This is a genomic window from Variovorax sp. J22R115 (assembly GCF_030317005.1).
Lineage (GTDB): Bacteria > Pseudomonadota > Gammaproteobacteria > Burkholderiales > Burkholderiaceae_C > Variovorax.
Genome location: NZ_JASZYM010000006.1, coordinates 328,315 through 348,190, shown reverse-complemented (window position 1 = coordinate 348,190; position 19,876 = coordinate 328,315). Strand labels below are relative to the sequence as shown.

The window sequence follows — 19,876 nt, the reverse complement described above, 5'->3', positions numbered from 1 at the left end:
TGGTGGCCTCACAAGGGCGACTTCAGCGCCTTCAGGCGATGTGTCAGCTTCATGTTTTCGCCATAGTCAACCTGGCAGTCGATCACCACCACAGTGTCGTCGGCGATTGCCTGCCTCAGCGTGGGAAGCAGATCCTCAGCGCGCTCGACGCGATAGCCCTTGGCACCGAAGCTTTCGGCGTATTTGACGAAGTCTGGATTGTTGAAAGTGATGTGACTGGGGCGGCCGAAATGGCGCAACTGGTGCCAGGTGATCAGGCCATATTCCGAATCGTTCCAGATCAACACGACGATCGGCGTATTCATGCGCAAGGCCGTCTCGATCTCCTGCGAATTCATCATGAAGCCGGCGTCACCAGTCACCGCCACGATCTTCCGCTCCGGGTAGGCTAGCTTCGCGGCAATAGCACCAGGAACCGCGATGCCCATGGCAGCGAAGCCGTTGGAGATGATGCAGGTGTTCGGGCGCTCCGCCTTGTACATGCGGCTCATCCACATCTTGTGAGCGCCGACGTCGGAAATCGCGATGTCGTCGGGGGCGAGAGCCTCCCGCAAGTCCCAGACGATTTTCTGGGGCTTGACTGGAAATGCCGTGTCGTTTGCATGCTCGGCACGGTCTTCCACGATCGCACGGCGAACCGCAGTGAAGGGCACCGACGGCTGAGGCTTCGCCCGCAGTGCGATGGCCCGCAGCGACGACTGGATGTCCCCCAGGGCGCCGACGGCCACGATGTAACGCTCGTCGACCTCCGCGGCAAGGCCGTCGATATGGATGATCGTCTTGTCTCCATTGGGGTTCCACATGTCCGGGTGGTACTCGACCATGTCGTAACCGACACAGATGACCACATCGGCTTTCTCGAGGGCGAACCACGGGAGGTCGGTGGCCTTGAGCCCGATGGTGCCTAGCGACAGTTCGTTCGTGAACGGAACGACGCCCTTGGCCATGAAGGTGTTCGCGACGGGAATACGCAGCACCTCGGCAAAGGTGACGAGTGCCTCTGCGGCGCCCTGGCGGATCACGCCGTTGCCGGCGAGGATCACCGGCGCCCTGGCTGCACCGATCAACTTGGCGGCCTGTTCGATCTTGTGGGCGGGCGCCTCGGGGGTGTACGCCGTCTGGACCTTGATGGGCTGCTTGTCGACTTCCATCTCGGCCACGTTCTCGGGGAAGTCGATGAAGGCAGCCCCCGGCTTCTCGGTCTGTGCGACCTTGAACGCCTTGCGCACCACCTCCGGCACTATTTCGGGCGCCAGGATCTGGGCGGCGTACTTGGTGATGGGCTTGAACAGGCTGACCTGGTCCAGGATCTGGTGGCTCTCCTTGTGGAGACGGGTGGTCGCACCTTGGCCGGCGATCGCCACGACTGGCGCGCGATCCATGTTGGCGTCGGCGACGCCGGTGATCAGGTTGGTGGCACCGGGACCGAGCGTGGACATGCACACGCCGGCCCGACCAGTGAGTCGGCCGTAGACGTCGGCCATGAATGCCGCGCCCTGTTCGTGGTGACAAGTGACGAACTTGATGGGGCTGTCGAGCAGCGCGTCCATCACATCGATGTTCTCCTCACCCGGGATGCCGAAGATGTATTCCACACCTTCGTTCTCGAGCGCCTTGACGAAGAGTTGAGCGGCTTTCACATAATTCTCCTAGTTGTTCAATCTGACAGGGCAAGCGGCAGGTGGGTGGACCGCCGCTTCAAAACCACAACGGCGTCACGCCTTCGAGACGAGCGGAATAACACCAATTACCAACGCGCCGATCACCATGACCACGACCAGCCCGAGCACCCACAACAACGAAGATCGCTGGTTGTCCCCGTATTCGATGTCCAACAGCGCCACGAGCAGATAGGTCGATGCCACGAGCGGACTCAGCAGATGCAGAGGCTGCCCGAGCAGCGAGGCGCGGGCCATCTCGGCGGCCGAGATACCGTACGTTGCAGCGGTTTCGGCCAGGATCGGCAGCACCCCGAAATAGAAGGCGTCATTCGACAAAACATAGGTGGCCGGGGCGCTGAGCAAGGCGGTTGCGGGCGCCATGTACGGACCCAGCCAGCCGGGCATCACGTTCAACAAGCCATCCGACATGGCCTTCAGCATGCCCGTGCCGGAGAGGATGCCCGTGAAGATCCCTGCTGCAAAGATCAAGGAAACCACGGCGAGAACATTTGAAGCGTGGGTCGCGAGGCGCGCGTGCTGATCTTTCAGCTTGGGGTAGTTGAGGAGCAACGCGATCGCCGTGGCAATCAGGAACAGGGCGGGCAGGGGCAGGATACCCTTAATCATTGCGTAGAGAAGGGCCAGCGTCAGCAGCAGGTTCGGGATCATCATGGCTGGCCGCCGGATGTCCTTGGAGCCATCGATGTCTGCAAGAACGGCATTCTCCACGTCCGGCATCGTCAGCGCGCCGATCCTGCGGCGTTCGCGCAGGCCGAAGTAGGCAGCAATGCCAACCTGGTAGGCGAAGCCCATCAGCATGACTGGGATGAGCGGCAAGAACACGTCCGCGACGTCCACGTGCATGGCGGCGGCGGCTCGCGCGGTGGGCCCTCCCCAAGGAACGATATTCATGATCCCGATCGACATGAGCAACACCGTCGCCAGATACTGTAGACGCACACCCAACCGTTGGTAGAGAGGCAACAGCGCCGTCACGCAGATCACGTAGGTTGTTGCTCCGTCACCATCGAGCGCTACCGCGGTGCCCATCACGGCTGTGCCCACCAGCAGTTTGAGCGGATCGTGCCCGACGAATCTGACGATGAGCCTGATCAACGGGTCGAACAGCCCCGCATCGGTCATGATGCTGAAATACAGGATGCCGAACGTGAGCATCACGCCAGTGGGTGCCAGCTTGGTGATGCCTTCCATCATCATCTTGCCAACCGCATCGGGTGACGCCGCAACAAGCCCGAACGCGATGGGAACCAGTGCCAGCGCAACAAGCGCCGACATGCGCTTGGTCATGATGAGCACCATGAAGGTGGCCACCATGCCATAGCCGAGTAACAGCAACATCAAAGTCTCCTTGCCCGCCGACGGGCAGACAGCACTCGCTGCTTGCGGGCGCAGCGACCCCGACGGAACATCCGCCATGCTGCGGATGTCCGCAGCGGCTTGGTGTGAGATGGGGCGCGGCGCCTGCTAGGCGCTGTTGACGCCGGCGCTGCGACTAGGCCGCGCCAGGCAATGGCCTTTGCGGTGGGCCGTCGTATTGCCAGATGTACTCGCGCGGAATGGGGCCCTTGTTGCGCCCTCCCTGTTGCGTCTGCTCCCACGCATGCGCCAGGATGCCGACCGAGCGCGACAGGCAGAAGAGCCCCCGCGCGAGCGGTGCCGGAAATCCCAACTCGGCATAGATCACAGCCGTCGCGCCGTCGATGTTCATGGGAATCCGCTTGCCGTTCTTTCGAGCAGCGAGTTCGTCCTCCACCCCGCGGGCGATCTTCGCGAACCTGCCATCGACGTCGCCTGCTTCGGCAGCACGGTCAACCAGTTCCAGGAGCCGGGGAGCGCGAGGATCGATCGGATGGAAACGATGTCCGAAGCCCGACACGAACTTCCCGTGGACCGAGATGGCATCGTCCAGGCCGGCACCGACCGCGGCGACGAATTCCTCACCGCCGTCGATCCGGGCCGCGATGTTCTGGTACATCTCCACCGCCTGCTCCCCCGCGCCGCCATGGATGTCGCCCAGCACGTTGAGAGCAGACGCCATGGCGTTGTTGAGCCCCACACCGCAGGTGGCAGCCATTCGGGCGATTCCGATGCTCGGAGCTTGCGGTCCATGATCGACGGCGGAGACCAATGCAGCGTCCAGAAGCCGTCCCTGGCCTTCGCTCGGCAGATCGCCGCGCGTCATCAGCCAGACCATCTGCGCAAAGCTGACACGGCCCGTCAGTTCCTCGATCGGATAGCCGCGGTAGCGGATCTCGCCCGGCGCCATATCGATGATTGATGTGCGCCACCAATCACGTACGCCTTGCTCGACACTCTCGACAGTCTTCGTGCTCATATCGCCTTCTCCACTCGGAGAGCCTCGATCTCGGTGGCCGAATAGCCAAGGCTCACAAGAATTTCCTCTGAATGCTGGCCCAGAGTCGGCGGCGGCGTCTCGACACGAGGTGCTTGCCCGTTGACCTTGAAACCGGTGCGAACGAGTCGAATGTCTCGGCCAACGCCCGGCGCATTCTCGAAGGTGCCCACCATTCCGCGGTCAGCCACCTGCGGATGGTCGAGCGCCTGCGGCACGCTGTACACCGGCCCGGCAGGGACACCGGCCTGGTTAAAGAGCTTCCACCATTCGTCGGTGGACTTTGCCGCCATGGCTTCCTCGAGGGCGGCCTTCAGTTCGAAGCGATGCTGCAGCCGGCTCTGGCGCTCGATAAAGCGCTCGTCTTCGATCAGTTCGGGTCTGCCGATCACGCGGCAGACCGCCTCGAACTGCTCCTGCTTGTTGGCAGCGATGTTGAGGAGGCCATCCCCGGTTCGGAAAGTGCCCGAGGGACTGGCCGTGACGTTTTCGTTGCCCATCGGCTTGGGCTCGCGATCTGCGATCAGGTGGTTGGAGACAGCCCATCCCATGGTGGCCATGACCGCCTCGAGCATCGACACGTCGATGAACACACCGCCTTCGCGGTTGCGCTCTGCAAGCGCGGCAGCAACCGCGAATGCCGCCGTAATTCCGCCGATCGTGTCGGCCATGGGGTAGCCCACACGGTAGGGCGCATTCTCGGGCGCTCCGGTGATGCTCATCACGCCGGACATGCCCTGGATGATTTGGTCGTAGGCGGGCAGGTCACGAAGCGGGCCATCCTGCCCGAAGCCGGAAATGGCGCAGTAGATCAAGCTCGGATTTTCTTGCAGCAGCTCTTCGTACCCGAGACCCAGGCGCTTCATGACGCCGGGGCGGAAGTTCTCGATAACGACGTCGGCTGTTTGCACGAGCTTGCGAAACACTTCCTTGCCGGTCGGGTGCTTGAAGTCGATGGTGATGGAGCGTTTGCCGGGGTTCTGAGCGAGGAACGAGACGCCCATGAAGCGCTTGTTCAGGTCAGCATCGGCGCCGAGCTGTCGCGCCAGATCTCCCCCGTTGCGCGTCTCCACCTTGATCACGTCAGCGCCCATGTGCGCGAGTTGGTGGCAAGCGAAGGGGCCAGCCAAAACGTTGGTCAGATCGAGAACGCGAATGCCTTGGAGTGGTCGAGTCACTTCTATCTCCTTCAGTCGGCCTTGATGCCGGCTTGCTTGATGACTGCGCTCCAGCGCTGGATCTCGCTGGCGACCAGTTGGTTCGCCTGCGCCGGCGTGTTGGCGACCACGGTGAGGCCCATCTCCGCGATCTTCTTCTTGGCGTCGGGCTGCGCCAGCGCTGCGTTGAATTCCTTGTTGAGCTTGTCAATCACGGCAGGGGGTGTGCCCGCTGGCGCGCCGATGCCAATCCAGTAGTCAATGTCCATCTTCGGGATACCAGCTTCCTTGGCCGTCGGAACGTCGGGCAGCATGGCATTGCGTTCGGAACCGGTCACCATCAGTGCCCGCAGCTTCCCGCTCTTGATGTGTGGCAAGGCAGTGGGCACGGACGTGATGAGTGCCTGCACCTGGTTGCCCATCAGGTCAGTAAGGACGGCGCCGGCGCCCTTGTACGGCACGTGCACGATGTTCGTTCCGGTCGTGCTCTTGAACAGTTCGCCAGCCAGATGTGTGTTGGTGCCGTTGCCGCCGGAGCCGTAGTTGAGCTTTCCGGGCTGCGCCTTGGCCAGTGCGATGAACTCCTGCACGGTCTTGGCGGGCACTGCCGGATTGACCACCAGAACGTGAGGCACCTTGACGGCGGTCGTGACCTGGGTGAAGGCCTTCAGCGGATCGAACGGCAGCGTGGGGATCAGGCCCGCGGCGATCGCGTATGAGAGCTCGACCGTCAGCAGTGTGTTGCCGTCCGGAACGGCACGTGCGGCGGCGCCCCAGCCGACGACGCCGCCACCGCCCGTGCGGTTGTCGACGATCAAAGGTGCGCCGACGCCGGGCGCGGCGAACTGAGCAATGACGCGTGTCACCAGGTCTGCGCTGCCTCCCGGTGCGTAGGGCACGATGATCGTGATGGGTTTGTTCTGCGCGAGCACCGGTGTGCTCAGAAGGGTGGCGACGCCGGCGACAAGAACGGCACGACGGATACGGTTGAATTGCATGGAAGTCTCCTGGGTTTGGATAGGCTGTTAGTCGAGCTTGGCGCCCGATTCGCGGACGGCGGCGCCCCATCGGGTGTGCTCGCTCTTCAAGAAGGCACCGAGCTCGGCAGGCGTGCCGCCGCGCGCGACGCTGCCTTCGTCTTTGAGCCGTGCCACGACCTCGGGTCGGGCGAGCGCGGTGTTCATGGCCTGGTTGATCTTCGCGATGGCTTCGGGCGGCGTATCGACCGGCGCGACGACCGCCTTCCAGTCTTCCGCGACAAAGCCGGGGTAGCCCGACTCGGCAACCGTCGGCACGTTCGGCAGGACGTCGATGCGCTTCAGCGAAGTCACGGCGACCGCGCGCAGCTTGCCAGCCTTGATCATCGAGATCACGCTGGGTGGCGTGGCGAAGTAGATGTCGGTCTGGCCGCCCAGCAGGTCGGTGGTAGCAGGGCCGGCCCCCTTGTACGGCACGTGCATCACCTTGATGCCCGCACGCCGCGCGAACATCTCCCCGCCAACGTGACCGACCGTGCCCGTGCCGGCCGATGCCATCCCGAGCTGCTTCTTCTCGGACTGGGACTTGAGGTCGGCAACGCTCTTGATGGGCGAGTCGGCGCGCACCACCAGCACCAGGGGTTGCGATGCCAGCAGCACAACCGGCGCGAAATCCTTGAGCGCGTCGAACGGGACCTTGGTGTAAAGGGTCGGGTTGATAGCGAGGTTCGCGGTCTGCCCCGTGCCGACCGTGTAGCCGTCCTTCTTCGCCTTCGCGACTGCATCAAGGCCGATGTTGCCGCCGGCGCCGGGCTTGTTGTCGACGATGAAGGTCCACTTGTTGTCCTTCAGAGTCACTTCGTTGGCGACGAGGCGCGTTAGGACGTCGGTGCCACCGGCCGGTGGGAACGGCACGATGACCTTGATGGGTTGAGACGGAAAATTGGTTTGCGCGCCGGCAACGGCCGAGCAGAGCGCGAGGCCGAGAACCATGGCGACGCGAGGAGCAGATTTTTGAGCTTTCATGGGAGTGTCTCCGAGTGGGAAATTGAGTGACAGGACTGGGGTGCTTGGATCAGGCGAGGCGATAGACCTGGCTCGCGGTGCCTTTGAACAGTGCGTGGCGCTCAGCCGAGGTCGCGCCGGAGGTGAGACGCTTGAAGGCGTTCCAGCAGGTGGCATAGCTGTAGGAGCCTTTGTCGACCGGGAAATTGCTCTCGAACATGCAGCGTTGCGCACCGAAAGCTTCGATGCATGAGTGCATCCAGGGCGTCCAGGTATCCGCAAGCTGCTGGGAGCTCGGGGGCTTCACGCCCTTCTCGAAATCGAACCCGTTGATCCTCATCCCGAGGCCTCCGAGCTTGACGAATACGTTAGGCAACGCCGCGAGCTCGCGCATGGACTTCGACCAGGTGTCGAAGATCTCGGAGCGGCGAGCCTGGTACGCGCCAATGCGCACGATGCCGCCACAGTGATTGATGATGACCTTCGTCTCTGGGAACTCCCTGGCGAGATCGAGGAGTTCCGGCAGCTGCGGGAAGAAAAGCCATGCGTCGTAGCTCAGGCCCAACGGCTGAAGCTGGGCGACGCCCTGGCGGTAGGTCCGGTCCAACAGCAGCCCCTTCGGAGCGGCCGTGAGCGGGTTGACCAATGAAGGATGCGCATCCCAGGTGGTCAGGTGGCGAATGCCGCGGAAGCGCCCCATGCCGGCTTCGATGTGGCTTCGTAGTACATCGCCCACCTCCGCGCCGCAGCGAAGATTGGCGTATCCGATGATCCCCTTGGCGATTTGTGGAAGCAGCCCGTCGTCTTGTGAAGTGGCCGCCACGACGTAGTCGGTTTCGCCCACGGGTTTCATTTCAGCGGATCCGTCGGTGCGGTAGCGCGTCAGCGCCTGCATGTAGACCGAGGCCTCGACGTTGTGCCCTGAACGCGCATCCGCCAAGTAGTCGTCCGCCAGGTAAACCCAATCCGCGCGGTCGTAGAAGTGGTGATGGGCGTCGATGATCGGCAGGTCGGGCTCGAGGATTTCTTCCTTGTGGCTGGCCAGCCAGTCGTCCCTGACGGGAAGGTAGTTGCTCGTGCTCATCACTCGTCCTTCATGAACAGGAAACTGACAAAGAAAAGGAATGCATGTGGATGTCTCCAAGGTCCGAAGCGGTAACTCAAGTTCTGACTGTTCTGCTACACAGAACTATGATCTGTTGGATAGAACTATAGAGAGCGATTGGCCTTCTCCGTATGCGGGTAAACCCTTTTGTTCGACGCGTATTCGTTACCAAATTTGCAGCGAACACCGCGTGTCAAACTTGGGGGAAGCGCCTGCGCCACCGGCGAAGCAGACCCCTTTCCAAATGCCTTCGATGACCGATACGAATCTCTCCCAGCCAGCGACAAACGATTCGAGTGGCGTGGCCGTCCTGGACCGGGCTTTCGCGCTGCTCGCAGCGTTCGGCGCCACCGATGACCGCCTCTCGCTGACGGAGCTATCCAATCGCACAGGTCTCTACAAGAGCACGGTGCTGCGCTTGCTGGCAGCCCTGGAGCACGGGGGCTTCATCCGCAAACTGCCGGAGGGGCAATACTCGATCGGTCCCCAGCCGTTGCGGCTCGCGGCGATCTACCAGCGCTCGTTCCAGGTGGGCGATGTAATCGAGCCGTTGCTCAAGCAATTGAGCGCGGCGAGCGGAGAAACTGCGTCCTTTTACGTGCGAAGCGGGAACATGCGCATCGCGGTGTTTCGGGTGGAGCCTTCCCGTTCTGTGCGTGCGTCCGTGCGGGTCGGCCAGGAATACGCCATCGAGCAGGGCGCCTCGGGAAAGATCTTGTTGGCGTTCGCGCAACCTTATGCAGCGGATCTCAGCGGTATTCGTGATCAGTTTTGGGCAACCTCGTACGGTGAGCGAGATCCTGAGACAGCCTCGGTCGCGGCGCCTGTGTTCGGGGTAACTAGAGAACTGACCGGCGCCCTCGCGTTGTCGGCCCCCCGAGAACGGCTCACCGCGGCGGAGGCGATGTTCGCGGCATGTCGACAGGTCATCGAAGCCGCCCGCGAGGCGACACTTGCTTTCGGCGGGGATGTTTCGAGGTACAGCCGAAGCTTGGACGGTCTCTCGCTGGACCGCTTCAGCCCACCCTGACAGGGCGCTGCCGCGCACCCTTGGCCGGGTGCGTCGCCAGGGCACACGTCACCGGTTCGACGCTACAGGCCACCTGCCGAAGGGTCGGACCCAAAGCACAGTCTGCGAGAAGTTCCGACTCCAAGGTAGGAGCTTCACACCACTTCTGTTGCTCCGCTCGTCCAGCGTCAACAGCGTGTTTGCAGTCGGCCGCATAAAACGAAATTGGCTGCGCCACGAGTCGCGGCTCCTGAATGACCGCGCTCGGCGTCACAGCGTGCGTTCGCCGAGCGGCCGAGTGCGGCAGCAACTGCTGTGAAGCCGCCCGACGGCGGTCGATACTGACAGAGAGATGGGCCCTCCCGTGCCCTACGGCAGCCAACCGTCATACGACCGCTGCGCAGCAGCGGGAACGGACGTTCAGTGATGCCAGCATGACCGGCTCCTTCGTGCCCGTTGCAGACATCTGCGTGAGCTTGTTGAGCTGGAGCAACCGGCCCGGCACCGCCATTCCGCGGGCTGCCTCGGAAGCTGCCGTTCGACTGGGCCGCAGGGCAGAACCTACGCGCGGGGGCATTTCGTTCGATCGCTTCACGGCGTTTGTGATCGACGGCATGCCCGTACCCGCTGTCGAAATCACATCTCAGTTTGCTCAGCAATCTCTAACGCGTCTGGATGGGTTGGACGCACTTCCTGACGAGGAAACTGGAGCACGTGGGCACCGAGATGAGCCTGCACGTGTTGGCTTACAACCTGAAGAGGGTCATCGCGATCTTGGGTATCGCCAGGACGATGAAGGCGATGAGATTGATGGAGGCGTGAGCCTTATAAGGCCCCTCTGACGACCGATTCGAACGACCCCGGCGCACTTGCTGCGCGCCGCCTACTGGACAAACTGCTTCTGGCACTTCGCCGCGTTCAAGTAATGTTCTGCGCACTGTAAGCCGAGCGTTTGCACACGGCCTTGGCCCAAAGCCGAAGTCCGGATTTCTCGAAAGCAGCCGTTCAACTCTCGTAGTTTGTTGAAGGCGGCCGAACTGTCGGCCGTGCCGACTAGCTGCTCAGTCCTGAAGTGCAAACTGAGCGTACTCTGCGCTTAGCCGGCGCGAGTGCTGGACCAAGGCGCGCACGTAGGGCAATCGTGCAGCTTGGTAGCGCAAAAGCGCCTTGAAGGCAGGCTCGCCCGCGGGACGTGCTGCAAGTATGCGGGCCAACATCATGGCATCGTCCACACCGGTTGCCAGGCCGCTTCCTGTCATAGGCGAAACAACATGCGCGGCATCGCCGACAAGCGCTAGGGAGCCTACTGCCAATTTGTCGGGCAGGTACTCTGCGATGGGTGCGCCACTGAGCGATGCGGTCGATTGCACGCCAGTTGCAACGGCCTCCGCCCATGTCTTCGGCCACAACTTCGGGACCATCTCCAGAAGCTCGGCACGTACATCTGAGTCAATGCTTCCGCGTCCAAGCGTTCCGACAAGGTAACCGTCACGCGTGAGGCGGCTCGTGGCACGGAGCAGGTCTTCGCGGTGTGCATCGAACCAGGCGAAGGTGACTTGGCGTCTGCCGATTTCTAACGAACCATCTCGACCCGGAAGAACCGCAGCCACCAGACGATATCCCTCCTCAAAATCTATCCATAGACCGCCGCTCGAAGGCCAGGAAACTGGCCGTGTCAGCGTCTGCTCTTCCACGAGACCGCGCCACACGAGATAGCCCGCGTAGCGCGCGTAGGGCGCCTCTGGCGCAATCGCTCTGCGGACGACGCTGTGATAGCCATCGGCGCCGATGACGACATCGGCCAACATCTTCGTGCCGTCTGAGAAGAGGAGTTCCGCTCCCGACGCGAGGTTGTGCACCGAGGCCACCATCTTGCCCTCGTCGAGGATGATGCCTGCCGTCTCGAGAGCTCGGCCGCGCAACCATGCATAGAGTGCGGGCCAAGTCGTTAGATGACGGTCGCGGTAAGCGGGTACGACTGGCAGTGTTGGATAGACGCGAGGGTCGTGGCCCGTGGTGGCGGCAATCGCAGCGAGGCTCACGCTCAGGCTGTCGCCGCCATCCGCACGCTGGGCTGCGCGCTCCACCACATGCACCGGAATCCCCCGAGAAGCACAAGCCAGCGCGAGAGTGAGCCCGGCGAGCGAACCTCCCACGATGACGATGTGCGGTTGGGAACCCATGGCAATTCAGGTGTGGGAAGGTCTACGGCAGCTGCTGGGCCGAAGTGCGAAGACCTCGGCCCACAACTGCGGCTGGCGACTTAGGCGATGCCAGCGCCCAGCGCCGGGAACACGTCGGAGAACAGCAACCCGATGAGTTGTTGACCGTTGGGGGTGGACCAGTCCTGCGCGATTTCCGCCATGAGCGTGTTCGTGGCAGTCAGCACGACGCCGGCATCGTGCATGCGTTGGCGCGAGAACTCTTCGCTCAGGTCGCTCGGGGAGCCCGATGCATCCATCACGGCCTGCACGCCGAAACCTTCCGTCGCTGCGTCGATGGCGGGGAAGATGAGACAGACGTCGGTGGTCACACCGGCCATGATGAGGTTCTTGCGTCCGGTCGCAAGCACGGCCTTTTTGAAGTCAGGGTAGGCCCAGGCGTTCACTACGCCCGGACGCTTGACGCGTGCCGCGTGTGCTTCCGGCAAGATTTGCGCAATCTCCGGCAGGATGGGGCCCTGCGCCCGGTCTTCCTGACTCGACGTGATGATGACCGGCATGTTCAGAATCTTCGCCATCTTGGCCAAGGCAATCGACTGCTTGGCTGCGAGGTCCTTGTCGATGTTCTTGATGAGCTGCATGGTGCCGACCTGATGGTCGATGAGCAGCAAGGCAGAGTTCTCGGCGGTGAATTGTTCAGACTTCATGATGTAGCTCCTTGGATGTGAATGGGGCAAATGGGACACGTGCCCCGATGGTGTGTGGCTGCCCTTCAAAGGCTTCCCATATCGCCACGGTGATAGGCGGCTGCCGCTGAGGCCAGGTTGTCCCGGTTCGCGAAGGCCATCGGACCATTCGACAGGATGGGTTGGTGCAGCGGCTTGCCGATGAAGACCGCAACCTTGGCACCGCCCGCGTTTGCCACAAGCCTATGCGTCGACGCATCGGTTCCGGTAGGAAGGATGGGCGCACCCAGGTCGTCCAGGCCAAAGCTCTGGCCGTCGATTTCGGCGCTGCCGAAGACAGGCATAAAGAAGGCGCGCTGCCCCGCTGGGACTGGCACCTCGAGTTCAGCGTTCTCCTCAAGCGTGACGTCCAGCAAGGTGACGTCGGTCGGTGGCGACAACGGCGAGCGAACGCCATCGAAGCTGCCCAGGGGCACACGCACCCGCGCTCCGGAGCGTTGCACCACGGGTACGTCCTGCGGCTGCAAGGTCAACGCGAACGGAGCGTCGGTCTGGCGGCTTTCGGGCAGGTTTACGAAGATTTGCAGCAGGTGCGTTGTGCTCCCCAGCACCGCCGGATTCTCTTCATGCACCACGCCGCGTCCTGCAGCCGTCCAGTGCAGGCCACCAGGCTCAATCAGAGTCCTGTTGCCTTGCGAATCGCGGTTCGCAATGCCTGTCTCCGAATCGAGGAACAGGTAGGTCACTGCAGAGAATCCCGCATGCGGATGCGGCGGGAACGTGGGCGCGCTCATCCAGGCGTGGTCGATGCCCATGAAGGGGTCGAGCTGCGCGGGGTCAGAACCGTGCAGGCGGTAAGCGCGGAACTGCGTTCCCCGATTGGCGCGCTGCATGCGGGCGATGGTGGCGGTCATGGCATAGGCTCCTCGTGGCGTTAAGCCACCTCAATCGACCTCGGCGGGGACCAGCGCTGGGTAATCAATGTAGCCCTTGGCGGTCGGCGGTGCGAAGAAGGTGGTGCGGTCCGGCGCATTGAGCTCGGCGCCTACCCGGAAGCGTTCCGGCAGGTCCGGATTAGCGAGGAACGGCGCGCCGAACACAGTGGCATCGGCCTTGTCTTCCTTGAGCAGCGTCTCGGCGGCTTCCTGCGTGAGGCCCCTGCCAATCAGGTAAGCGCCTTCGAACTGTGACCGCAGCAACGCGTGGTAGTCGACCTTTGGCGAGCCGAACAGGGCCACGTGCAGGTAGGCCAGGCCCCAAGATTTCAGCTTGTCGACCAAGTAGGTGTACGTCTCTTGCGGAGCCGCATCGGAGATACTGTTGTAGTTCATCTCCGGCGAAATCTTGATGCCGACGCGGTCGGCACCGGCTTCGGCCGCCATGGCGTCGAGCACATCCAGGACGAAGCGCGCACGGTTCTCGACCGAGCCACCGTACAGGTCCTGCCGCTGGTTGCTGCCGGAGGACAGGAACTGCTCCGGCAGGTAGCCCGATGCCGCGTGCAGTTCGACACCGTCGAAGCCAGCTTCGATGGCGCGCCGGGTTGCTTGCCTGTAGTCGTCGATGACACCGGCAATCTCTTCCAGGCTCAGCTCGCGTGGCGTGACGAAGTCGACCTGACCGACGGGGGTCCAGGCCTGCCCTTCGGGCTTGATGGCAGAAGGGGCCACGGGGATGGCGCCGTTCAGCAGCGAGGGGTGCGAGACCCGGCCGCAGTGCATGAGCTGCATGAAGATACGTCCGCCGCGAGCGTGCACGGCCTCAGTCACCTTCTTCCACGCCGCCACCTGCACTTCGGTCTCGATGCCCGGCGTATGTACGTAGCCCTTTCCCATGGCAGAGGGGAAGACACCCTCGGTGATGATGAGCCCGGCACTGGCGCGCTGCGCGTAGTACGCGACAGTCATGTCGCCGGCGACACCGTCGTCGCTTGCACGGGAGCGCGTCATCGGCGCCATGACGACACGGTTCGGGGCGACAAGGCGGCCGATTTGGACGGGGGTAAGAACTTGCTTCATGGTCAATCTTTTGCTTGGGTGGTTGGAGGCAATGGGGTCGGGGTACTCACAGGCGGGCTTGCCCGCCGTCGGCGACGATGGTCTGACCGGTCACGAAAGCCGAGTCCAGCGAGCACAGGAAGGAGACAACTCCGACTAGGCACGTTGACGATGCGACCGAGCTTGCGCTCGACCATGCCGGGGATGAAGGCTTTGCTCATCAGGAACGCGCCGTCCAGATTGACGCCGAGCACCTTGCGCCACAGCGCGTAGTCGGTGTCTGCGAAAGACTTCCAGGGATAGATGCCGGCGTTGTTGACCAGGGCCACCACCGGCGGAAGGGTCTCGCCGACATCCGCGGCGAACTTCAGCGTCGATTCGGGCGAGGTCACATCCACCAGGGACGAGAAGAATTTGCGGCCGGCAGCTTCGACCAGCGCCTTAGTGGCGGATGCCTCGACGACATCGGCGACGGCAATGTCGAAGCCATCAGCGGCCAACCGCTGCGCGTAGGCCTGGCCAATGCCGTTGGCGGCGCCGGTGATGACTGCGGTTCCTTTGGGCATCGAATTTCTCCTGTGTGAATGCGATGTGGGAATGTTCGTTTGTTCCTGCCTAGAGATAAATACGGTAAATTGGCAAACATTGGTGCACAAATGGAGCAATCACTTTGGAGCTGTTGAACGATATGGCGCTGTTCGTGGAGGTGGCCCACGCCCGCAGCTTTCGAGGAGCTGCAGATGTGACCGGGGTGCCCAACTCGACGCTGTCGCGCCGCATCGGCGCGCTGGAGAAGGCCATCGGCTTGCGGCTGCTGCACCGGACGACGCGCAAGGTCGAGTTGACCGAGGCCGGTCAGGTCTACTACCAGCGCTGCCGGCGCATCGTGGACGAGGCCCGCATCGCGCACGAGCAGTTGGGCGAAATGCTGGCTCAGCCCAGCGGCGTTCTGCGCGCATCGCTACCGGTGGACTTCGCGACCATCTACATGGCGCCCCTGGTGGCGGAATTTGCGCGCCGATATCCCGGCATCGCCTTCGACTTCGACCTGACGCCAAGGCGTGTGGACTTGGTCTCCGAGCCGTTCGATGTGGCAATCCGCATGGGCGAACTGCCCGACTCGAACCTGATTGCCCGGTTGCTGGCGCGGCTGTCGGTGCAGGCCTATGCCTCGCCTGGCTACCTGAAGGTCGCGGGCGAGCCAACCCATCCGTCAGACCTCTCGCAGCACGAGTGCCTTGGCTTTGCGAAGGCCGCGACCTGGGAACTGCACCGTGGCACCGAATCCGTCCAGGTCGAGGTCGGCGGGCGCTTTCTGGTCAACAGCGTCGGCATGTTCCGTCGCTTGGCCACGCTGGACTTGGGCGTCGTGCTGCTGCCCGTGGAAATCGTGGCAGAGGATGTGGCCGCAGGCCGCCTGCAGCGGATACTGACGGACTGGGAGGGCAAGTCGACGCCGGTCTACGCGCTGACGGAAACGCGACTACTGCCCGCCAAAGTGCAGCGCTTCATCGAGTTCCTGCAGGAGCGCCTGGGCCAGCGCGAAACGTCGGCGCTGGCTTGAACGCGGCTATGCCGGCGTATCGTGAATGGCCTTGGGCAGATGCTCCACCAGGTGGTCGATGAGGCTGCGCACGGACGGCAGCATGCCGCGTGGCGGCGGATACACGAGGTGAATCAGGTTCTCGCCGGCAGACCACTCCGGAAGCACCTGTTCGAGCGCGCGGCTGCGTAGCGCCTCGGCGACGATGGGTTCGGGCATCAGCGCGATGCCGATGCCATGTAGCGTAGCCTGGTGCTGCACCCGCAGGTCGCTGGATACGAGGCGTGGGCGGAGACGGACGCGGGCCTGCTCGCCGGCGCTGCTCGTGACCGACCAGACCGCCGCGCCGTCCTGCTGGTCGCCCAGTTGGCTCACCACGTCGAAGTTGGAAATCTCTGATGGGTTGGCAGGCCTGCCGTTGCGGTCAAGGTAGGCCGGGCTGGCGACCAGGATTCGCCGGGCCGTTCCCAGCGTCTTCACAACCATGCCGGCATCACCGTCCATCTGTGGCCGGGCCCGCAACACCAGGTCGAATCGCTCCTCAATCTGGGCGACCGACCTGTCGGTGGCCTCCACGAACAGGCTGACTTTGGGATGCTGTGCCAGGTAAGCCGGCAGGATGGGGGCCAGGTAGCTTTGCGCCATGACCACCGGGCAGCTCAGTCGCACCTTGCCACTGGGCTCTGCCTGCAGTTCGGCCAAGCTCTCGTAGGCGGCCTGCGCACCGTCCACCGCCGCGGCACACCGCTCATAGAAGCGCAGCCCGGCCTCAGTCAGCGCGAGCTTGCGCGTCGAGCGCTGAAGCAATCGCACGCCCAGGCGGCGCTCTAATTCGGCAACCCGTCGACTCAACCGGGTCTTCTCCACGCCGGTCGCGCGAGCGGCGGCCGAGAAACCGTTGTGCTGCACAACGGCCGAGAAGAAGTAGAGGTCGTTGAGGTCGTCCATGACCAATTGGTGCGCTGACGCACCAATCTGTTGTAATTCGACCATCTTATCGACGGACTGGTGCAGCCATAACCTCATGGGGTGTCTTCTCAGACGATTCCCTCCCCCAGTTCAACAACCCAGGCAGCGTCGCGCCTGTCCCTGCTTGTCACCATCTTCCTGCTGACGCTGCTCGAGTTCTTGCAGTCCGGGATGATTGCCTTCGCCGCGGGCCCCATCATGGGTGAAATCGGTGCGTCGCCCGAGGAGTTCAGCCTGACCACGGTCGCGTACGCCGCAGTGGCCATCTCGACCATCTCGAGGCAGCGCTGGCTGGTCGAGCGACTTGGATGGCGGAACTTCGTGCTGGCATCGCTCGGGCTGTTCATGCTTGGCAGTGCCGTCTGTGCTGCCAGCGACTCGTACCAAGCATTCATGGCCGGCCGCGTCATCATGGGCTTGGGCGGGGCCGCATTCATGACCACGGGGCGGGTCCTGGTGAACCTGATTCCACCCAGCCCGCAGCGGTTCATCGGCATCAAGTACTTCGCGACCGGGTTAGCGGCCGGAATTGCATTCGCGCCCGGGCTGGCGTCCTTGTCCGTTGCCCACGATGAGTGGAGCGGAATCTTCGTTCTGCTGATGCTGGTGGCCGCTGCTGCCGCGGTCATGGCCAAGCTGTCTCTGCCCACCGACGTCGTGCAGGACGACCTGCGGAGCCAGAGTCACCCGGTGCTCTTCATGAGCCTTGCCTGCGGTAGCTTCCTGGTGCTCTACGCCATCCAGCGGAGCCAGTACGACTTCTTCACCGATACGACGATGTTGGTCACCATCCTTGGGTGTGGCGCACTGGCGATGTACTACTTCTTCCAGGTGCTCCGGAACTACGAGCGCCCCTTGCTGGCGCTCCAAGCCCTGAGGCGCCCTCGATACATCTTTGGCGTTGCCTTGTTCATGCTCTGCTATGTGCTGCTGGGCGCCAACAACCTCATCTTGCCCGTGCTGTTCCAGCGTGGTCTCGGCGTCCCTTGGGATGTCGTCGGGCGCATTCAGACCCTTGGTCTGTCGAGCGCGCTGTTGGCATGGGTCTTGATGATGTGGGCACTGCCGAGATGGCCCGGGCCCAAGAAATTTTTGGTGGGCGGCTTCGTCTCGTTGACCATATTCGGCGCTCAGATTTCCCGGCTGACTGGCGACGTCCACATCTGGACTGACATCTTGCCGGCCCTGGCCTTCAACGGCATCTTCCTGATGTTCGTGATGGCGACCACGGCGATGCACACCTTCCGGGATGTGCAACACGACGACGCCGTTCTGTCGCATGCCCAGCAACTCAAGAACATGCTCGCCCAGTTCGGCACTGCGCTCGGGGTTGCCTCATCGACGTTGTTGCTGCAGTGGCGAAGCACCGAGCACTACATGTCCCTCGCCACGCGTTTCGAGAACGGCAACCCAATCTACACCCAGGCCGTTCGGACACTGAGCCAAGCGCTTTTCGCCAACGGCGCCGGTCCCACCGCGGACTCGATGGCCGTGGCGCACCTGGCACAGATGGTGACGCAGCAGGCGACTCTGATGGCCTGTCTGGACTACTTCACTGTAGTGGCCATGGTTGGCCTGCTCGGGGCGTTGGCTATGTCGCTGCAACGTCTGATGAAGTGATGGCAGCCCTATGTGTTTGCCATCGCACCTCAGGGCGCGACGCAACAGCCTAGCTGAAATCAACGCTGAAGCTTGTGCGTCCGCTCTTGGCCGACTGTAGCCGGTCGGCGTCATTCCTCGTCCCTACGGTGTTGCCGTCGGCGTCGGCAGCTCATACCGCGCATACGAGGAGGCCCCTATCTCGACGACGCTGTGCAGGGAAAAGCCGAAGCCTTCATACAGGTTTCGCAGCCCTTGGCGGTCCGCGACGCAGTCCAGGCGAAGGTGGACACGTCCAAGCTCTTGAGCTCGAGTTCGAGCATAGGACAACAGTTCGGTCGAGACGCCCTTCTTCGCCCACGCTCGGCGTACGGCGAGCTTGTGAACGAAGGCCGAGGTGCCCGGCATGACCTCGGGCCAAAAATAGGCGTCCTCCAGCTCGAACTTCATCACGCCAGCCAATTGCCCGTCCAGACGAGCAACGTGGAAGAGCCCTTCGCTCGCGTCCCGCAGGACGCGTTCGTGGCCAATCTCGGCTGCTGACCAAAGACTTCTGCCATCGCCGGCGAGCCACTCCGCTGCCTCTTGCAGGACGGAGGCAATCATTGGTGCATCGGACGGGCGCGCTTCCAGGATGTTTATGGATGGCAAGAGTTCATTGGGCGATTGAAGTGAAGGTCCGGTCCTGGCCGACACCGCCATTCCAAGCTGGTTCCAGGAAGCTGCCGCTCGGCTCGGCCACAGGGCAGCCCCCGGGGAGGCGGGCAAATCCGAGCTCTGCGATCGGCGGCATGCCCGATTGATTGTCGCCCGGATCAGATTTCAGTTTGCTCCGAGATCTCCAAGGCGTCGTCCACCTCGATGCCGAGGTATCTCACCGTCGACTCGACCTTGGCATGGCCAAGCAGCAACTGCACGGCGCGCAGGTTCTTGGTGCGGCGGTAGATCAAGTTGCCTTGGTTCGCCGCATCGAATGCGTGCCGTACTCAGTGGGATCGAGGCCAAGTTCCTTTATCCAGCCCTCAAGAATCCGTGCGTACTGCCGTGTGCCCAGATGCGGTGACGCGTGGACGCGGCTTCGGAACAGAAAATCTTCGCTCTTCAGCCCGGATTGCTTGATCCACTTCTGTACAGCTTCACGTGTCACCGGCGTGATCTCGAACTGCACGGGGCGCTGGGTCTTGTGTCGCATCACTACGGCGCGAGTTGCTACCTGGTCGCCGTGGCAGACGTCCCGAACCTTAAGACTGACGAGGTCACAGCCCCGCAACTTGCTATCGATTCCGAGATTGAAGAGGGCGGGCTCGCGCACTCGGCTTTCCATTTGGAGGCGCACTCGGAGTGCCCAGATGTCCTCAATCCTGAACGGAGCCTCCTGCCCGACGATCTTGCCCTTGTTCCACGGTTCGCGATGAGGGACGCTGTGATTGGATGCCATGATGGACTCCCATCAAGTTGAGGGCCACCTAGGATGCGCGTTCGCGAACTCGAAGCAGTCGTCGCAGACGATCACGCGTGCCAGATTGGGCAGAGGCTTCAGTCGAGGGACCGCTTCCTGGATCAACTGCGCACTCACGGTTCCGGCCAGGAAGGGAAGTTCAGGGGTGGAACCATCCTCGTCCGGAACCGGTC

Annotated in this window: 16 protein-coding genes and 3 pseudogenes; 4 read left to right on the top strand and 15 right to left on the bottom strand. The window is 62.8% G+C overall.

Going from position 1 to position 19,876, the window contains the following annotated elements:
• Nucleotides 1–8: 8 nt before the first annotated feature.
• The 7 genes and pseudogenes from QTI04_RS13405 to QTI04_RS13375 form a co-directional block, all read right to left on the bottom strand.
• On the bottom strand, nt 9–1,640 hold the full coding sequence (locus tag QTI04_RS13405; RefSeq protein WP_286616100.1) for an acetolactate synthase large subunit: 1,632 nt from the start codon (nt 1,638–1,640) through the stop codon (nt 9–11).
• A gap of 75 nt (nt 1,641–1,715) precedes the next feature.
• Nucleotides 1,716–3,020, bottom strand: coding sequence for a CitMHS family transporter (locus QTI04_RS13400; protein ID WP_286616099.1), 1,305 nt, complete (start codon nt 3,018–3,020; stop codon nt 1,716–1,718).
• Nucleotides 3,021–3,174: 154 nt separating this feature from the next.
• Complete coding sequence (locus QTI04_RS13395; RefSeq protein ID WP_286616098.1) at nt 3,175–4,017, bottom strand: citryl-CoA lyase; 843 nt, start codon at nt 4,015–4,017, stop codon at nt 3,175–3,177.
• Nucleotides 4,014–5,213: a CaiB/BaiF CoA-transferase family protein gene (locus tag QTI04_RS13390; RefSeq protein WP_286616097.1), complete on the bottom strand. Its 1,200-nt coding sequence runs from the start codon at nt 5,211–5,213 to the stop codon at nt 4,014–4,016. The genes QTI04_RS13395 and QTI04_RS13390 overlap by 4 nt, the downstream gene beginning before the upstream one ends.
• 11 nt (nt 5,214–5,224) lie before the next feature.
• A complete protein-coding gene (locus QTI04_RS13385) occupies nt 5,225–6,190 on the bottom strand; it encodes a tripartite tricarboxylate transporter substrate binding protein (RefSeq protein WP_286616096.1) in 966 nt (321 codons plus the stop codon).
• Nucleotides 6,191–6,217: 27 nt separating this feature from the next.
• Nucleotides 6,218–7,162 carry a tripartite tricarboxylate transporter substrate binding protein gene (locus QTI04_RS13380; protein WP_286616127.1) on the bottom strand — a complete coding sequence of 315 codons (945 nt, stop codon included), beginning with the start codon at nt 7,160–7,162 and terminating at the stop codon, nt 6,218–6,220.
• 82 nt (nt 7,163–7,244) lie between these two features.
• Nucleotides 7,245–8,264 (bottom strand): annotated as a pseudogene (locus QTI04_RS13375) (amidohydrolase); the annotation flags it as partial.
• Nucleotides 8,265–8,532: 268 nt separating this feature from the next.
• On the opposite strand from QTI04_RS13375, the gene QTI04_RS13370 reads away from it, so the two are divergent.
• Nucleotides 8,533–9,309 carry an IclR family transcriptional regulator gene (locus QTI04_RS13370; RefSeq protein WP_286616095.1) on the top strand — a complete coding sequence of 259 codons (777 nt, stop codon included), beginning with the start codon at nt 8,533–8,535 and terminating at the stop codon, nt 9,307–9,309.
• Nucleotides 9,310–9,954: 645 nt separating this feature from the next.
• Nucleotides 9,955–10,110, top strand: a pseudogene (locus QTI04_RS13365) (IS5/IS1182 family transposase); the annotation flags it as partial.
• 239 nt (nt 10,111–10,349) lie between these two features.
• Here QTI04_RS13365 and QTI04_RS13360 read toward each other — a convergent pair.
• From QTI04_RS13360 to QTI04_RS13340, 5 genes are all read right to left on the bottom strand, one after another.
• On the bottom strand, nt 10,350–11,471 hold the full coding sequence (locus tag QTI04_RS13360) for an FAD-dependent monooxygenase (protein WP_286616094.1): 1,122 nt from the start codon (nt 11,469–11,471) through the stop codon (nt 10,350–10,352).
• An 80-nt stretch (nt 11,472–11,551) separates the two neighbouring features.
• Nucleotides 11,552–12,157 carry an isochorismatase family protein gene (locus QTI04_RS13355; protein ID WP_286616093.1) on the bottom strand — a complete coding sequence of 202 codons (606 nt, stop codon included), beginning with the start codon at nt 12,155–12,157 and terminating at the stop codon, nt 11,552–11,554.
• 65 nt (nt 12,158–12,222) lie between these two features.
• On the bottom strand, nt 12,223–13,050 hold the full coding sequence (locus QTI04_RS13350) for a pirin family protein (protein WP_286616092.1): 828 nt from the start codon (nt 13,048–13,050) through the stop codon (nt 12,223–12,225).
• 30 nt (nt 13,051–13,080) lie between these two features.
• Nucleotides 13,081–14,154, bottom strand: coding sequence for an alkene reductase (locus tag QTI04_RS13345; protein ID WP_286616091.1), 1,074 nt, complete (start codon nt 14,152–14,154; stop codon nt 13,081–13,083).
• 2 nt (nt 14,155–14,156) lie between these two features.
• A complete protein-coding gene (locus QTI04_RS13340) occupies nt 14,157–14,789 on the bottom strand; it encodes an SDR family NAD(P)-dependent oxidoreductase (protein WP_286616090.1) in 633 nt (210 codons plus the stop codon).
• Nucleotides 14,790–14,803: 14 nt separating this feature from the next.
• On the opposite strand from QTI04_RS13340, the gene QTI04_RS13335 reads away from it, so the two are divergent.
• Nucleotides 14,804–15,697 (top strand): LysR family transcriptional regulator, encoded by an 894-nt coding sequence (locus tag QTI04_RS13335; RefSeq protein ID WP_286616089.1) that lies wholly within the window; start codon nt 14,804–14,806, stop codon nt 15,695–15,697.
• Nucleotides 15,698–15,703: 6 nt separating this feature from the next.
• Here the strand turns inward: QTI04_RS13335 and QTI04_RS13330 are convergent, their stop codons facing one another.
• Nucleotides 15,704–16,624, bottom strand: a complete 921-nt coding sequence (locus tag QTI04_RS13330) for a LysR substrate-binding domain-containing protein (protein WP_286616088.1) — start codon at nt 16,622–16,624, stop codon at nt 15,704–15,706.
• An 81-nt stretch (nt 16,625–16,705) separates the two neighbouring features.
• Here QTI04_RS13330 and QTI04_RS13325 point away from each other — a divergent pair, with 81 nt between their 5' ends.
• Nucleotides 16,706–18,265, top strand: a complete 1,560-nt coding sequence (locus tag QTI04_RS13325) for an MFS transporter (RefSeq protein WP_286616087.1) — start codon at nt 16,706–16,708, stop codon at nt 18,263–18,265.
• A gap of 123 nt (nt 18,266–18,388) precedes the next feature.
• Here the strand turns inward: QTI04_RS13325 and QTI04_RS13320 are convergent, their stop codons facing one another.
• Nucleotides 18,389–18,946: a GNAT family N-acetyltransferase gene (locus QTI04_RS13320; protein ID WP_286616086.1), complete on the bottom strand. Its 558-nt coding sequence runs from the start codon at nt 18,944–18,946 to the stop codon at nt 18,389–18,391.
• A 113-nt stretch (nt 18,947–19,059) separates the two neighbouring features.
• Nucleotides 19,060–19,682, bottom strand: a pseudogene (locus QTI04_RS13315) (tyrosine-type recombinase/integrase).
• Nucleotides 19,683–19,876: the final 194 nt, after the last annotated feature.

Bases quoted from the DNA above. Each gene is read 5' to 3' on its own strand.
- QTI04_RS13400 (WP_286616099.1), bottom strand. From the start codon at position 3,020: ATGTTGCTGTTACTCGGCTATGGCATGGTGGCCACCTTCATGGTGCTC.
- QTI04_RS13395 (WP_286616098.1), bottom strand. From the start codon at position 4,017: ATGAGCACGAAGACTGTCGAGAGTGTCGAGCAAGGCGTACGTGATTGG.
- QTI04_RS13385 (WP_286616096.1), bottom strand. From the start codon at position 6,190: ATGCAATTCAACCGTATCCGTCGTGCCGTTCTTGTCGCCGGCGTCGCC.
- QTI04_RS13380 (WP_286616127.1), bottom strand. From the start codon at position 7,162: ATGGTTCTCGGCCTCGCGCTCTGCTCGGCCGTTGCCGGCGCGCAAACC.
- QTI04_RS13370 (WP_286616095.1), top strand. From the start codon at position 8,533: ATGACCGATACGAATCTCTCCCAGCCAGCGACAAACGATTCGAGTGGC.
- QTI04_RS13360 (WP_286616094.1), bottom strand. From the start codon at position 11,471: ATGGGTTCCCAACCGCACATCGTCATCGTGGGAGGTTCGCTCGCCGGG.
- QTI04_RS13355 (WP_286616093.1), bottom strand. From the start codon at position 12,157: ATGAAGTCTGAACAATTCACCGCCGAGAACTCTGCCTTGCTGCTCATC.
- QTI04_RS13350 (WP_286616092.1), bottom strand. From the start codon at position 13,050: ATGACCGCCACCATCGCCCGCATGCAGCGCGCCAATCGGGGAACGCAG.
- QTI04_RS13345 (WP_286616091.1), bottom strand. From the start codon at position 14,154: ATGAAGCAAGTTCTTACCCCCGTCCAAATCGGCCGCCTTGTCGCCCCG.
- QTI04_RS13330 (WP_286616088.1), bottom strand. From the start codon at position 16,624: ATGGACGACCTCAACGACCTCTACTTCTTCTCGGCCGTTGTGCAGCAC.
- QTI04_RS13320 (WP_286616086.1), bottom strand. From the start codon at position 18,946: ATGGCGGTGTCGGCCAGGACCGGACCTTCACTTCAATCGCCCAATGAA.